Origin of the sequence: Curtanaerobium respiraculi (assembly GCF_024609215.1) — a bacterium.
In the GTDB taxonomy this organism is placed as follows: Bacteria; Actinomycetota; Coriobacteriia; order Coriobacteriales; family Eggerthellaceae; genus Curtanaerobium; species Curtanaerobium respiraculi.
In genome coordinates this window covers 1-14,873 of sequence record NZ_JANIPD030000006.1, presented here as the reverse complement: position 1 = coordinate 14,873, position 14,873 = coordinate 1, and the positions used below count along the sequence as shown (strand labels likewise).

Below are 14,873 nucleotides of genomic sequence, written 5' to 3'. Positions count from 1 at the left end.
GACGAAAACCGGAACGCGAGGCCTTCGCCCTCCAAAGCGTTCACTTCCCCTGAATCTCCGCTAGCTGCACCTTCTCGGCATCCAGCAGGTCCGCGTCATCCTCACCGTGCGTCGACACCAAAAGCGTGCGCCCGTCCAAATGCCGTGCGACGAAATCGATGACCACCTGCTTAGTCGCCCGATCGAGCCCCGTGAAGGGCTCGTCCATAACCACCAGGCTGCTGGGAAACGCCATGGCGCGGACCAGCGAGACGCGCCGGCGCTGCCCGCCTGACAGGTTGAGCGCCGGCTTGTCCAGGCATGCCGCGGGAAGCACCTCCGCCAGCAGCGCGCGCAGCGCACGGCGGCTCGCCCGGCCCGGCATCACGAGCGCGATATTCTCCACCGGCGTGAGCGCCGAGCACAGCCGATCCTCTTGGAAGACCATCGACGCCGACCCGCGCGGCAGGCCCTCGATGGAACCCGCGTCCGGGCGCTCCAGCCCCAGCAGGATCCGCAGCAGCGTGGTCTTACCCGCACCCGAAGGCCCCATGAGGCAGTAGCGCCCGCCGTCTTCCAATACGAGCTCCAACCCATCCAGCACGCGCTGGGAGCCGTAGGATTTCCCTACGCCCGACATCGTCACTCTCATACGCCGTACCCCGCCGCACCCGGGCCCGCACCGGGTCCATCGTCTTCGCCGCGACCCAGAAACGATCCCAAAGGACCCGCCGCCTTCTTCAGCAGCTCCATGAACAATCTCTCGAACAGCCAGCTCAGCAACATGACCACGACGGTCCACGCGAACAGGTCGGGGGTGTTCAAATACGTGCGCGCCTGCGCCATCTCCTTGCCGATCGAGGGCTTGGGCGTGGCCAGCACCTCGGCCATGATGCCGCTCTTCCAGCTCATGCCCAGCGACAGCTTGCTGCTGCTGACCAAGAACGGCATGAAGGCGGGCCGGTACACGTACAGGAAGCTGCGCAAAGGCGAAAGCCTGTACACCCGCGCCATCTCCAGCATCTGCGGATCGACGTTCTCGAGCCCCGCCAGCATGTTCATGTAGATGAGCGGAAGCACGATGAGGAAGGACAGGTACACGGTCAGCATCTGGTTGCCCACCCATATCAGCAGCATGATGATGATGCTGATCACGGGGATGGTGCGCAGAAGCGATATGACCGGCTCGATGAAATCGCGCACGATGCGCACGCGGTACGATGCCAGCGCAAGCGCCATGCCCACCGTGAACGACAGCAAAAACCCCGCGGCGATGCGCGAGAGGGAGGCTGCGCATACGAACCAGAAATCCGGCTTCGCCACCTGATCGGCCAACGCTTCGATCACGCGCAGCGGACCGGACAGGACCAGCCGGTTGTCCATCGCCATGTCGAGCAGTTGCCACACGGCCAGCCAGAAGAGGATGATGGCCGCCTTCTTCAGGGCGGCGCGGATCCTCCGCGCACGACCGGCGTGCGCATCCGTCTGCGCACGCCCGCGCGCGGACGCGGCGAGGCGGTCGGCCTCTTCGGCGGATACCATATCCTGCGAGCACATCAACGCGATGATGCGGTCCTCGCCTGCCCCCACGTACACGAGCATGGCGAACAGCTTGTCGGCGGGCATGCCCTTGGCATGCGCCATGGCCATCATGGAGGAAAGCTGGGGCTCGTCCACGCCGTTCGTGCGCAGCACCTGGATCATCTGCGCGACCTTCTCCTCGGGAAGCCCCAGCACCCGCGCGATGTCGGGCACCGGCACGGGAACGGCCTGCGCGGGATCCGTTTCCGAACCCCGCGCCGCAACTGCCCCCAGCGTCGTTTTCACAGAGGAAGCCAGCCCCATCTACGATTGCGCCCCCGTTGCAGCGGCCGCCTGGGCCTTCCCGACGGCATCATCCTCGATCAACCCCGCCGGCGGAAGGTAGTAGTACCCGCCGTCGGGCACGGCGCCGCCGATGGAGGCGGGGTTCGCCTTGAACAGCTCTTCGTAAAAGCCCGCCAATGCCGTGCGCATCTCCACGCCGGTCAGGCATGTCATGGAGATGCTGGGCATGGCATTCAACGCCACGCTGTTGTTCATGAAGGTGCCCAGCTCTTCCTGCAAGGCGGCCGCGTCCGCCATGTTCTCCAACGACCAGGACACGGAATTCCCCGCCATGCGCAGGTATTCAACCACGGCCTGCTCGTGCTCTTCGATGAAGGTCCGGTTGGCGATGGTCACCGTGGTGACCGCCTGGCTGCCCGTGTCCGCGAAGGCGCGGTCCCATTCCGACGTAATGTTCACGGGGACGTACAGCAGATCCACCATGAGCTTCGAAAGCGCCACGAAGGGCTGCGGCAGGATGGCCACGCAGTTCGGCTCCTGCTGCATCAGGTTCAGTACCTCGAAGGGCGTTGATTTGAACTCGACCGTGAAGCTGTCCAGCAGGCCCATCTTGGCCAGAAGCGCCTCGATGGTGTACTCGGGCGTGCCGCCTTCGCCATAGCTGTACACGCGGCGCCCTGCCAGATCGGCAAGGGACGACACGCCCGCATCGGTGGTCATGACGTACAGCACGCCCAGGTTGTTCACGCTGATGACCTGGTACCGGTTCTTCAGCTCATGGTTGTTGTACAGGATCGGGCCAATGTTGGACGGCAGGGTGGCGATGTCGTAGTCGCCCTCGTTGAGCGCCGCGGAAAGCCCGATGTAATCGACGCCGTTGACCGTGAAATCGAAGGCGTTTTCGGTTCGGTCGTTGCGCGCCGCCAGCATGAACTGGGAAAGCCCCATGGAAGGCGGCCCCATGATGAGCCCCACCCGCACCGCGCAGGGGTCGGTGGATCCCATGAGGGCACGGTCTTCGAGCGGCGCATCCATGCCTGCGGACGATGCGGACCCGGACCGGGCGGAACCCTTGTCGGATCCGCCCGCGCCTGCCGAGCACCCCGCGAGGACCGGCCCCGCCGCGAGGGCGGCGGCGCCGGCGAGCGCCAGGAATTCCCTACGCGTGATGCGCCCCGTCATCGGACGCCCCCTTCATCGGAAGGCTGCTTCCTGCGGTGCCTGCCGGAGGCGAGGAACCACCCCAGAACGCCCAGCGCGGCCAGGGCGGCAAGGGCGATCGCGGGCAGGAAGGGCGAGAGCCCCCCTTCGGACGCCGCATCGGCATCCGGGTCCGCGGAGGCGCCTTTGCCTCCCAGCGTCTTGCCCGCCGAGGCGTTCGCACCCCCGGAACCCAGCGCGGCGAGCGCGGCCTCCTCCGCCCTCTGCGCCTTGGATCCGGCGTCCTCCGCCGTCCCGTCGGCGCCCTGCCCCTCCATGAGCCTGCGCGCCGCCTCGGGGACGGTGCCGCCACCGGACTGAGGCAGACCGGAGAAGTTCATCTGGAACACCGCGTTCCACGTGCGATTCCGCTCGCCGCCGATGATGGTGGAGGCGAGGTCGCCTAGGCGGACGGAGGCGGTGCAGTATTTAGTCACCACGGTGTCGGACGGGGAGAGGATCCCCATGTCCACCGTTATGCTGCTGAGTCCCGCGCCATCGCGCTCGGAGGACACGATATCCAGCCCGCTGATGGACAGCACCTGCATGATCCTGGCCTGGATGACGATGGGCACCGTCAGGTAGGCATGGCCGTCAGATTCGACGCGCAAGGTGGCGTTTTTGGCGACCGGGTTCATGGGCGGGAAGGATGCGTTGGTGAAATGCGGCTGCAGGGGCAGGCCGGAGGTCGCCTTATCCACCCATATGTTGGCGGACACGGTGTAGGTGCCTGCAGCGATGCGGTCAGGCCGGGAAGGATCCGTCGGCTGGGAGGGCTTGGCACCGGGATCGGCCGGCACATTGGGATTGCCGGGCGTGCCCGGCTGCGTACCGCCGCCTTGGTTCGGATCGGGCTGGGGTTTCACATTCGGATCGGGTTGAGGCTGCGGAGCAGGATCGTCCCCACCTTGCTCCGACCCATTCAGCCCGGGGATCTTCGTGCTGTCGGACGTGCGGCGCGCGCTGCCATAGTCGACCGTCAGCTGAAGCGCCACCGGCCCCGCGGGGGCGATCTCCATGTCCAGCGGCACGGCGTAGAGCACCGAGCCGGCGAAGTCGTAGGATCCCACGCCCGAGGACTGGGAGCCGGGCAGGCGGATAAGCGCCTTGTGGATGCGGTCGGCCCTCTTGTTGTAGGAGCCGCTCCATTCCCCGCCGCCGGCGGTCGGCGCCACGCGCTCGACCCGGACATCGGGCAGCTCGGCGCACGTTCCCAGCGACTGCGTCGTGAATATGGGGTTCTTGATGGGCAGCAACAGGTGGCGCGCACCGTCGGGGCCCATCACCAGCGTCGCGTTCATGCTCTGCGGCTCACGCGGGACGGCACGCCTCACCTCGGCGGGGTCGTTCTCGTCGATTGTGGGCCCGAAGGGGTTGTCGGGGCTGTTCGCATACACGGTCAGCCCGGGGATGGCCGGGTTGTAGGCGCCCGACATGGCGAGGTTGGCCGTGACGGCGTACGTGCCGGGGGCGAGCCCGTCCGGCTTCGGCCCGGCCGCGGCGACCGTGAGCGTGCCCTTCTCGTATCGGGTGAACTCGTAGTTCTTGGCGCTTCCGCCCGAAACGCCGAGCTCGTAGGTCCTGCCGGGCTCCAAGCCGTCCGCCGTCACTCCCGCGGGCAGGGAGACGGTGGGGGCGGCGTACCCGGCCGCGGTCTCGGCGGTCTCGCCGCCCTTGAAGCCCGTGACCTCGGCTTCGAGCTTCAATTCGTCGCCGCGGGCCACGGTGACGTCCTTTGCCTTCGCGGTCAGCGGTGCCTTGGCGATGGACCAGCGCACAGGGACGGGCTCCCTGCCGCCGTCGGACCATGCATAGCCGAGTTCGGGCGTCACCGTGGCAACGTAATCTCCCGCATTCGTGGCGATGGCGCCCTCAAGGGCGTACCCCTCGCTCTTGGCTACGCCGACCTGCCTCTTCCCGTTGTACACAAGATCGGTGGCAGCTGCAGGCATTTCGATGAACGTCGGCTTCTGGATGAAAACCCGGTAGTTCTCGCATCCCGCGCACGGGGGACCGAAATAGTAATTGTCGAAGGATGGATCCTGGTCCCAATTAACCATGTCCGAATACCTGAAGTTATAGCTCACTCCCGGCTCCACCACTGCAGGGCGGCTCGACTCTTTGATGTACTTGGGTTTGATCCCGACGGATTCCGGAGTGTCATCCCCCTCGAGTCCTTTCACCGTCGAGGTGAACGTGGGCACCTCCCCGTACTTGAGGTATTCGTTATCTTCCCAGGAAAGGTACTTCTTCTTGATATTCCACGTCAGCTCCTTGTCGGCCGTCGTCCCATCGGCCCACGTATAGCCGTCCTTCGGCTTGAAGGAAGCCGTGTACGTTCCCGCGTTCTTTGCGGATATCATGCCGCCCACGAGCTCGCATGTTGCCTCGTCAAAGGCGATGCCCGTCTGATCCGCAGCGTTGTACACCAGATTGCCCGCCACCCGGGGATCGGAGGCGATGGTCGAGTCGGAATCCAAAACGACGAAGTAGGCAACGGGCGCCGTCGCGCTCGCGGAGCCGATCCCGTTCTTCCAGCCGTTGTGCAGATCGGAAAGGAGCTTTGTCGCCTCCCATTTGCCTATCCAGCTCGAGGAAGGAAGCAGGGCGAACGAGATCTTCCCATCTTTGACGGATGAGGGAAGGTGCGTAAGGGAGGTGGTGGAACCATCCGTTCGAACGAGCGCCACGCTCTTTCCGTGCGAGCCGGCGGGAAGCGAGAAGCTCAGGGAAGCCGGGGTGTTATCATTCCACCAGACCTTCAGTTCTTTGTCCTGCGGCGGAAAGTGCATTTGAAGGCTGAAAGTGTACGCATCCCCGAATTCGCTCGGTTCCTTCCCGGTTTGGAAAATAAGATGGCCCTTGTAGCCTTCCACTCCGGTCTGCTCGGATGCAACCTTCATCTTGCCTGAGACTCCGGTTGATTCATCGGAAAAATCGAAATCTACCCAATAGTATGCGGAGTTCTGTTCAACAACGGCGAAGATGCCCAAGGAGCTATCGGATATGAGGACGTTGCCCCCCTGTTTGAACGAGGAAAGGGTGACCAGCAAATCCTCTTGCACGCGATACGAATCGATATAGCGTATCCCGGTCGGAATGGTGACCATCACATTGCTGCCGTCCACGGATATCTCGCTGCCGTCAGCATCGAGCAAGGCGATGGAATACAGCTCCATGGTCGGCGTGCTCAGAAACGTTTTCGAGAATGCCTTTGCCGCCGTCTGGTAAGTATCGTCCTCCCGATTGTGCTCGGCTACCGCAAGCTCAGCCGCACCGAGCCTGGCGGCAAGCCCTGCGTCCTGAGTGGACACGGCAACGGTTATCCCGGTGACGGCATCGGTATACGTTTTGCTGAACGTATCCTGCCCAGGATCGACGGTGGATCCGCCCTTCTTCATGCTGGCGAAATCCACGTCGACGCACATGCGCCAATGCTGGTCGGCACCCCCGCCGAACACCGTGGGACACTGCGTGCACGACCCGAGGGCGAACGTGGAATCGGTCGCGTTGTCAAGGGAGAGCACGAGCTTGGTGATGCGGTCGGCATGCGCCCCATATGAAGAAGACGCCCCGCCCCGCTCGGCGCCGAGCACCTTGATCTTCTCGCCGCTGGTCGCATCCTGGAGCGTGAACACTTCGTTGCTCACGTAGAGCGTGAGCGTCAACGAGCCATCCGCACCTACCGTCAGCCGGGCATTGTCGGATTCAGGCACAAGAGGCGGGAACTTCGCGGTGGTCATATAGGCTTTCGCCCCGATGGGCGCGTCCGCGGCAACCACATACAGATTCGCTGTGATGCTGTAATTGCCCGCTTCCAACGTCGTGCTGGGAATCTCGCTCAGGTTGTCGCCGTTGAGGGCGACGAGGGTCACGAGCCCGTCGAAGGAGAACTCGTCCGTGTACCCGACACCGGGGCAGGGGCCGCTCGCGCCGGGGGCCACCTCGGTGAGGGAGCCGTCGGCGCCGAGCAGGAAGAACTTGGGGGACTCCCCCAGGCCGGCGAAGCCGGGCATGCCGTAGCCGTCGACGTAGCGCATGAACTTCAGGCCGACCGACGAGCCCTCGGGCAGCGGCAGGTCGGCGCCGCCCGCCTTCAGCTGCATGTCCCACACCTCGAAGGTGAGGTCGCCGGAGTAGCGCGCCTGGAGCGCGGCGCGCGCCGCCTCGAAGCGGGCCCCGGACGCCTCCAGCGCCAGGGAGAGCTTGGCCTCGCCCGATGAGCACGCGGCCAGGAACGCCGCGTCGGAGGTCTCGCCGGAGGCCGTCAGCAGCGAGCCGGAGGGGCTCGGCCCCTCGAGGGAGAACGGGGAGAACGGGGAGGCCGCTTCGGGGGCCGGCAACGGAGCGGGAGCACGCCCCGTTTCGGGGGCAACAGCTTCGGGGGCGTCAGCCGGCTGCTCTGCGCGGGACTTGTCCGCTGTGTCTAGAACCTGAGCCTCATCTTCCGAAGAAACGCTGGAAGCTTTGCCGGCAGATTCACCTTTCGGCTCCGGAGCGACCGCCTGCGAACCGTCATCGAACTCCGTCTGCGTATTCTCCCCCGCAGCCGCAGGCAACCCTTCAGCAGAGGGGCTTTCGACCGCAGAAGCGGCTTTCGATGGCGGTTCCGCCATAGTGATTTCGCCCGCGTAGAGATAATCAACTCGCAACGACGAAAAAGCGAGGACGAAGGTCAGCATAATCGCAAGGGCACTCCGACCTATCCTCCAAACCTGCCTATGCTTTCGTATCATTTCGCTTCACTTTCTTTATTAGCAATCTCAGGCAAACCCGTCATGGGTTCTCATTGGAAACAGGGGGAGCCCTCAATCGAGCTCCCCTCCGCAAACCGGTAGGCGAACCGTTACGCCTCTTTCACACTATTGAAGTCGACATTCAAATAGATATCCCAGTACTTCAGAAAGTCGCGACGCGATACGGATTGGAGATTGGTTTGAGACATGGAGATCATCCTTTCCCCGGGCGCTTCGCAAGCGCCCGATACGCGGCCTCTTCGGTTAGGGCCTTCTAATTAGACTCCCCTAACTTACATGGTTTCGAAAATCGCGTTGTTGCTATAGCAACAGATCGGAAACTTTTTTGAAAAATTCGTCAGATCACCATGTCCGACGCGACACGGCATCCGGCACTTCGTCCCGCTCCTTCGCGTATGGCGAAAGGAGCTCGGCTGCACGCAGGAGCGGGTGGCCGCGTCCATGGGGCTGCAAGCCCGCGCCTCATCGGCGAGACCGCGATGCTGTCGCCATCGGCACCGTCATCCACTACGCGAACGGCCTGGCGATGGATTTACTGCCGAGCACGCGGAATGGCGGCAGGCCATGAGCGATACGGACATCGACGTGTTCCGGGAGATGCTTTTCGAACCTGGAACGCTTACGTTTCGAGGAAGCTTCTGTCGAGCACGCGGATGGTGTTCCCCTCCAGGGCCAGCACGCCTTCATCGCGCAGCTTCCCCAGCTCGCGCGAGAGGGAGCTGCGATCGGCGCTGAGGTATTTCGCGAGCGCCGCCCGCGTCATCTCGAAATCGACCTGATCGTTTGCGGCATCTTGGCGCTCCCTCTGCAGAAGATAAAGCTTGATGCGGTCGCGGAGCCTCTTCTGCGCAAGCATCTGCATCTTCCTGTTGAGCATCATGTTCTTGCGCGCCAGCAGGCGCATGGCGTTCACCATGACCATGCCGGCATAGGGGCTTCCCGCCATGTATTCCGCCGACATGATGCGGGGGATGTCTATCCAGAGCACCTGGGTGGGGCCGACAGCCTGCACCTGCACCAAGCTGGGATCCCCCGAGCATGCGATGGCCTCGCCGAAGCTCCCGCCCGGACCCAGTTTAGCGATGGTGGAGGGGTTGCCCGCCTCGTCGTAGAAGTCGATGCGGACCCTCCCGGACACGACGATGCCCGCGTTGCGGCAGATCGAACCCAGGCTTAGAAGCAGTTCACCGTCCTCATACGAGGACGGGTACACGTCGAGTTTCTTCACCGCAAGGTCGAGGTCGCATCGCGCGAGCCCCGCGAAGAGGGTGCTCTTGATTATGGCATCGGCTACATTCTGGTCCATGGAAGCTCACCGTCGCTTTGGATTCCGCTTGGAAAAGGAAAAAGTAAGGAAAACCTAACAAACCGCTCGGGAAGGGTCAAGAGGGGAAATCGCACCTCGATGCGCGATCCGAGGTCCGGAATCACGACTTCGCGAGCTCGCGGTTAGAAGCGGCCGATCAACGCGCGGAGAGCACTCGGATGCGCGCGGGGAAGCCTTTCCGATACCCTTCGCATACTGAAAGCCGGACCGGAAGAGAGCATCCGGCCCGGCTTGTAAAAACGCGATGCGACCCCGCGCTTCGGCTTCGGAAGCGCCCGTTTAATCGAGCAGCCGCGTGGGCGCCTCCACGGTCATCTTGTCTTCCGGCTTCTCGTTGAGGGCTTCCAGAAGCGGCCCGAACAGGGATTCGCCATTCTGGCTGAGCTGCACGGTCCCCGTGAGGACATCGACATACTGATACGATTGGCGAGCTTTGCGGCCCCGCTTATGGTCGACCTCCATGATGAAGAGCTGCGGGTGCACCTGGACGAGGACGCCTTCGCTCTCGATGATCTTGGACCGCCCCATATTAGCGCGGACGCGCAGACGCTGGCCGACGAACGAGTCGAGCGTGTCGTGGATAGAGGTGACGATATTTGCCTGTTGTTCGAGTTCCATCTACTACATTCTTCTTTCTCATTACGAGAGCGCAAAAATACGCCCCGTATTCTACCATCGCGGTCAATGATTCCCATATTCCCTACAAGTTGGAGGGAATTCCCCCATGAACGCTTCATAAGAGTCGCTTTCCAGCGCTTCATAAGCTTCATGAGCCCAGAAGGGGGCGACGCGCAAGGCAACGAGCGATAACGGGGCGCCATTGGAAACGGCGGCAGCGATGCGCGCCCCGCCCGGCACGTGCGCGGATCGAGGGCGCCTAGGAAAAGCGGGCGCCGAGCCGAACACCCCTTGCAGAGGACGCCGCCCTGGAAGCGGTCTCGCAGCGCATGCGGGCCGCCGCCCCGGCTGCGCGCCGATGCCGACAACGTTGCAACATGCAACGCCTATGCGAGCCTTGCGGAACGGGCCGCTGTCGCGAGAGCGCGGAAATCGTCGAGCGAAAGGGTCTCCCCCCGGCGCCGGGGATCGATCCCCGCTTCCGCGAACACCGCCGCGAGCTGGTCGGCGGTCGCACGCTCCCCGAAATAGGCGCGGCACGAATTCGCGATGGTCTTCCGGCGGTTGGCGAATGCGGCATCCGCCATCGTCGCGACCGCGGGATCGGCCTCTCCGCCAACGCGGTCCAAGCGGATGACGCTGCTCTGCACATGCGGGGGCGGGAAGAAATTCCCGGGGGCCACGTTGAAGCGGCCCGCCACCCGCGCGAGCTGGCGCAGCTTGACCGTGTACGCCCCGTAGTCCTTCGCGCCGGGAGCGGCGGCCATGCGGTCCGCCACCTCGGCCTGCACCATCACCGTCGCCTGGCGCAAGCTGGGGAACCGTTCGAAATACCCCAGCACCACCGTCGCCGCGACGGCATAGGGCAGGTTGCTGACCAGCTTCGTCGGCTCGAAGGGAAGCTGGGCGGGAGCAAGCCCAAGCGCATCGCCCTCGACCAGCGTGAACCGGTCCTTCCAGGGCGCGCAGGTCTCCGCGAGCACGGCGGGCAAGTCGCGGTCGCGCTCGACAGACACCACCCGGCCTGCGGTTTTCAGAAGCGCGATCGTGAGCGTGCCGATGCCCGGTCCCACCTCGAGCACCGCATCCGCGGGATTCAGATCGGCGAGCGCCGCGATCTTCTTCAGAATCGCATCGTTCACCAGGAAGTTCTGGCCCAACGACTTCTTCGCGTACAGGCCGTGGCGCTCCAGCACCGCGCGCGTGGCGGCGGGCGTCGCCAACGGGGACAGCCTGCCTTCGTTTCCGCTCATCGCGCCTCCAGCCATGCCCGGATATGGCCGCGCGGATCGTCGCCGATCGAAGCCTCCACGCGCTCGACGGAGAATCGGGCAACTGCCAACGCCGACCGCACGCTCCCCACCAGCGGTTCGAACCCATGCGGATCACCCCCGCCGCCTATCACCATCAGCCGCGCGGGGCGAAACGGCACACGATCCCCCCTCGGGGTGTCGGCCCATTTCCAATACAGGGGCTGCAAGCGATCGAGCACCGCTTTGAACTGGGAGGGTGCCCCCGCGAAGTACACGGGGACGGCGAGGTAGAGCTCGTCCGATGCCGCAAGGGCTTCCAGCACGCCGTCCATGGCGTCGCGCCGGAAGCAGCGGTGCGTATCTCGGCAGGCATCGCACCCCACGCAACCTTCGACGCCGAGGCGCCCTGCGGCGATCATCTGCACCGCATCGCCGGGGAACCGTTTCTCAAGGAGTTCGACCGCTTCCCCGCACGCACGCTGGGAGGCCCCGCCGGCGTGCGGCGAGCCGCATATCACCGTTCGACGCGTTGCCATGGCATCGGCTCCCTGTCCAGTAGGCTGACTGCGTTCTTATGGAGCTGCGCGAGGAACGCGCGACGTTCATCGCCCGGTCGAATACCGCGCACGTCCGCAAGCTTCGCGGCCGTGAACATCGTGAACTCCGGGCCGTTCTCGACCCCGCGCAGCGGTACGGGGGCCATATACGGGGCATCGGTCTCCGTCAGAAGCCGTCCTTCGGGAACGAGCTTCGCCCCCTCCCGGGCTTCATCCAGCTTGGCGAATGTGACCGCCCCGCCGTAGGCAATGAAGCACCCCCGGTCGATCCACGGCCGGATCTCATCGGGGGGCAAGCTGCAGCAATGCAGTATCGTGCCCGCTGCGGGCAACCCCTCCTCATCGAGGATGCGCAGGGCGTCTTCGTGAGCGTCGCGCACGTGCAGCGCGAGGACCAGCCCCGTCTCGTGGGCAAGCCCGATCTGGCGTCGGAAAACATCCTGCTGCACGCCGCGGGGGGAAAGATCGTAAAAGTAGTCGAGGCCCACCTCGCCGAGGCAGCTGACGCGCGGATCGCGCAGGAACCCCAGCAGGCGGCGCTCGGCCTCACCATCGTATTCCTTGGCGTTATGGGGGTGGCAGCCGCACGCCACGCGCACGCGCGGCACCTCCACCGGCCTTTTCGGCGTGAGGACGTCGAGCCATGCCCGGGCGGACAAGCGCCATCCTTCGACCGCCGCGAGGGATGGCGCGGCATCCTGTACCACGTCCGTGATGTCGCAGACGAAATCGACGCCGTGGTAGCCGGCGCGGGCGAGGCTCATATCGCAGCGCGACAGCGACCCCAGGTGGCAATGGGTGTCGGCAAGGGAGCCCTCCAGAGCCGGCTCGGGTGCGGGCACGTCCTTGCACGTACCGCTCTTCCGCCTGATGCGGAAAGCGAAATCGTAGGACGTCGAATCGGCACGCCTCGACCTGTCTTTCGCGCGGGAAACCGACACGGCGCCCTATTCCATATCCAGATCGATGGCATCCGCGTCCAGGCGCGGGAACAGAGGGTCGCCCTTCTCCACCCGGTTGCCGACAGGCAGCCGGCCCCACGCAGACGCCGCTTCGATATCCGTGCACTCCTCCAGCGCGCCCAGGCCCAGTCGGCGGAACACCTCCGCCGACGTCGTGGGCATGAACGGCGCCATGAACAGCGCGATGATGCGGCATGCCTCGAGCGCGTTGTATATGACGGCAGCCAGGTCGTCTGCCTTCGCGGGATCCTTCGCCAGATTCCACGGGGCGCTGTCCTCCACGTAATGGTTCGCGGCGCCGGCGAGCTTCTGCACGGCGGCGGCGGCCCCCGTGAAGTCCACGTCGCGCATGCAGGCATCATACGCCGCGTACAGCCCTTCGGCGACCTGCGCGAGCGGGTTCGACTCCGCCCCGGCAGGCGCCGCGGGAACCGTTCCGCCGAAGTACTTGCCGCACATGTTGAACACGCGCGACACCAGGTTGCCCCATGTGTTGGCCAAATCGGCGTTGTACACCTGCACCATGCGCTCCATGCTGATGTTGCCATCGTGGCCGAACTGCACATCGCTCATGAAGTAATAGCGGTACGCATCCACCCCGAAGATCTTCACCAGGTCCTTCGGCTGCACGCCGTTGCCCTTGCTCTTGGACATCTTCTCGCCCTTTGTGAGCAGGAATCCATGCCCGAACACGTGCTCCGGCACGGGCAGGCCCGCGGCCAGCAGCATGGCGGGCCAGATCACGCAGTGGAAGCGCGTGATATCCTTGCCCACGAAATGGTACTGGTACGGCCAGCGGGCATCGAACTCGCCCTCGCGGCCGGGGTCGGCGTAGCCGATGCCCGTGAAGTACGCCAGCAGCGCGTCCGCCCACACGTAGGCCACGTGGCCCTCGTCGAACGGCAGCGGCACGCCCCAGTCGAACGTGCTGCGGCTGATGGACAGGTCCTTCAGGCCGCCTTCCACGAACTTGACGATCTCGTTGCGGCGCGTTTGCGGCAAGATGAAGTCCGGATGCTCGTCGTAGAACCTCAGCAGCGGCTCCTGCATCGCGGAAAGCTTGAAGAACCAGTTCTCCTCGCCGCCGGCGCGCTCCACCGGGCGTTTGCATTCGGGGCACACGTACACGCCGTCCTCGTCCTTTTCAAGGTCGCTTTCGGCGTAGTACGTTTCCTCGTGCACGCAATACCAGCCCTCGTAGCTGCCCTTGTACAGCCACCCCTTCCCGTGCAGATCGTTCCAGAACCTCTGCACGGTGCGCGCCTGGCGCGGTTCGGTGGTGCGCACGAAATCGGTGTAGCGGATATTCAGCAGATCCCATGCCTCGCGGAAGGCCGGCTCCATGCTGTCGCACCATTCCTGGGGCGTCATCCCCCTCTCCGCAGCGGTGTCGGCGACCTTCTGGCCGTGCTCGTCCATGCCGGTCACGAACGCGACATCGTAGCCGTCCATGCGCTTGTAGCGCGACAGCGTGTCCGCTCCCACCGTGGTGTACGCGGTGCCCAAATGCGGCGCCGCATTCACGTAATAGATAGGCGTCGTTATGCTGAAAGTGCCCTTGGACATGGCGGCTCTCTTTCCTTGGTCGAGTATGCGAATCGTGGATTCTAGCACAGGGGCATGGGGGCGATATGAAGGGACCGGCCCCGGATGGATTCCGGAGTCGGCCCCTTCTTGGATGCCCGGCATCTTATGCGCCCGTCGCAGAATCCGGGACCCGGCTTTTGCGCGCAGGCGCCCCATGGGATGCGACGGCGCGAACGGGCTCTCGGGTTAGCCGGGTTAGTCCAGGCTCTCCACGCAATGCGCCATCGCCTCGCCGCCGAATCCCCGCGCACCTTCCACGGAGACCGCCGCAGCATCCACATCGCAGGTGCCTGAGCCGGGCAGGTGGAATTCGCTGACATCCAGCGGCTCGATCGCCGTCTCCTCGGGCTTCTCCAGCTGGGGGATCCACTCGTAGGGGATGCGGTAGGCGCGGTAGAGCAGCGCCTTGCCGGTGTAGGGGTACATGTACTCCCAAACCAGTTCCTTATCGGGGGTGTACTCCATGAAACGACCGCTCGTGCCCTCGCAGATGAACGTGTTGCCGTTGGGCAGGCGCTGGGCGTCGCTGGTCAGCGGGCTGTAGAAGTAGTGGGCGTTGAACATGAAATCGCCGTCGGCGTTGGTGTCCTTGAGCTCCCACTTGATCTCGAGCGTGGTGGGGTCGAACTCCACGACGCGGCTGCCGTCGCGGCGCGTGACCTTCAGCCCCATGCGGGAGTGCTGGCAGGGGTCGCCGTAGCCGGCCCAGCCGCCGTTGTCGTAGACCATGACGTTCCCCTCGCCGGGCAGCCCCTTGGGGATCATGTGGGTGTGGTGCGGGCCCACGACGGTGCCGAGCATGCGCA

The 14,873-nt window shown here is 64.6% G+C and carries 11 protein-coding genes; all 11 read right to left on the bottom strand.

The annotated features are described in order from the left end of the window. Positions 1-40: 40 nt before the first annotated feature. Positions 41-631 (bottom strand): ABC transporter ATP-binding protein, encoded by a 591-nt coding sequence (locus tag NOV21_RS03500; protein WP_283171459.1) that lies wholly within the window; start codon positions 629-631, stop codon positions 41-43. Next, positions 628-1,806: an ABC transporter permease gene (locus NOV21_RS03495; RefSeq protein ID WP_283171460.1), complete on the bottom strand. Its 1,179-nt coding sequence runs from the start codon at positions 1,804-1,806 to the stop codon at positions 628-630. Before NOV21_RS03495 ends, NOV21_RS03500 begins: the two co-directional genes overlap by 4 nt. Before the next feature lie 18 nt (positions 1,807-1,824). Then, complete coding sequence (locus tag NOV21_RS03490) at positions 1,825-2,988, bottom strand: ABC transporter substrate-binding protein (protein ID WP_283171461.1); 1,164 nt, start codon at positions 2,986-2,988, stop codon at positions 1,825-1,827. Then, positions 2,985-7,622, bottom strand: a complete 4,638-nt coding sequence (locus tag NOV21_RS03485; RefSeq protein WP_283171462.1) for an MBG domain-containing protein — start codon at positions 7,620-7,622, stop codon at positions 2,985-2,987. The genes NOV21_RS03490 and NOV21_RS03485 overlap by 4 nt, the downstream gene beginning before the upstream one ends. Before the next feature lie 760 nt (positions 7,623-8,382). Continuing rightward, on the bottom strand, positions 8,383-9,069 hold the full coding sequence (locus tag NOV21_RS03480; protein WP_283171463.1) for a Crp/Fnr family transcriptional regulator: 687 nt from the start codon (positions 9,067-9,069) through the stop codon (positions 8,383-8,385). A 300-nt stretch (positions 9,070-9,369) separates the two neighbouring features. Further along, positions 9,370-9,708, bottom strand: coding sequence for a Veg family protein (locus tag NOV21_RS03475; RefSeq protein WP_283171464.1), 339 nt, complete (start codon positions 9,706-9,708; stop codon positions 9,370-9,372). Positions 9,709-10,094: 386 nt separating this feature from the next. Next, positions 10,095-10,961, bottom strand: coding sequence for a 16S rRNA (adenine(1518)-N(6)/adenine(1519)-N(6))-dimethyltransferase RsmA (rsmA, locus tag NOV21_RS03470; RefSeq protein ID WP_283171465.1), 867 nt, complete (start codon positions 10,959-10,961; stop codon positions 10,095-10,097). Next, positions 10,958-11,497 (bottom strand): flavodoxin family protein, encoded by a 540-nt coding sequence (locus NOV21_RS03465; protein ID WP_283171466.1) that lies wholly within the window; start codon positions 11,495-11,497, stop codon positions 10,958-10,960. The genes rsmA and NOV21_RS03465 overlap by 4 nt, the downstream gene beginning before the upstream one ends. Then, positions 11,476-12,459: a TatD family hydrolase gene (locus NOV21_RS03460; RefSeq protein WP_283171467.1), complete on the bottom strand. Its 984-nt coding sequence runs from the start codon at positions 12,457-12,459 to the stop codon at positions 11,476-11,478. Before NOV21_RS03460 ends, NOV21_RS03465 begins: the two co-directional genes overlap by 22 nt. A gap of 6 nt (positions 12,460-12,465) precedes the next feature. Further along, complete coding sequence (gene metG, locus NOV21_RS03455; RefSeq protein ID WP_283171468.1) at positions 12,466-14,046, bottom strand: methionine--tRNA ligase; 1,581 nt, start codon at positions 14,044-14,046, stop codon at positions 12,466-12,468. Between the two features lie 216 nt (positions 14,047-14,262). Further along, positions 14,263-14,873, bottom strand: a 611-nt coding sequence (locus NOV21_RS03450; protein ID WP_283171760.1) for an aryl-sulfate sulfotransferase, incomplete at its 5' end; no start/stop codon positions are given.

Bases quoted from the DNA above. Each gene is read 5' to 3' on its own strand.
- NOV21_RS03500 (WP_283171459.1), bottom strand. From the start codon at position 631: ATGAGAGTGACGATGTCGGGCGTAGGGAAATCCTACGGCTCCCAGCGC.
- NOV21_RS03490 (WP_283171461.1), bottom strand. From the start codon at position 2,988: ATGACGGGGCGCATCACGCGTAGGGAATTCCTGGCGCTCGCCGGCGCC.
- NOV21_RS03485 (WP_283171462.1), bottom strand. From the start codon at position 7,622: ATGGCGGAACCGCCATCGAAAGCCGCTTCTGCGGTCGAAAGCCCCTCT.
- NOV21_RS03480 (WP_283171463.1), bottom strand. From the start codon at position 9,069: ATGGACCAGAATGTAGCCGATGCCATAATCAAGAGCACCCTCTTCGCG.
- NOV21_RS03475 (WP_283171464.1), bottom strand. From the start codon at position 9,708: ATGGAACTCGAACAACAGGCAAATATCGTCACCTCTATCCACGACACG.
- rsmA (WP_283171465.1), bottom strand. From the start codon at position 10,961: ATGAGCGGAAACGAAGGCAGGCTGTCCCCGTTGGCGACGCCCGCCGCC.
- NOV21_RS03465 (WP_283171466.1), bottom strand. From the start codon at position 11,497: ATGGCAACGCGTCGAACGGTGATATGCGGCTCGCCGCACGCCGGCGGG.
- metG (WP_283171468.1), bottom strand. From the start codon at position 14,046: ATGTCCAAGGGCACTTTCAGCATAACGACGCCTATCTATTACGTGAAT.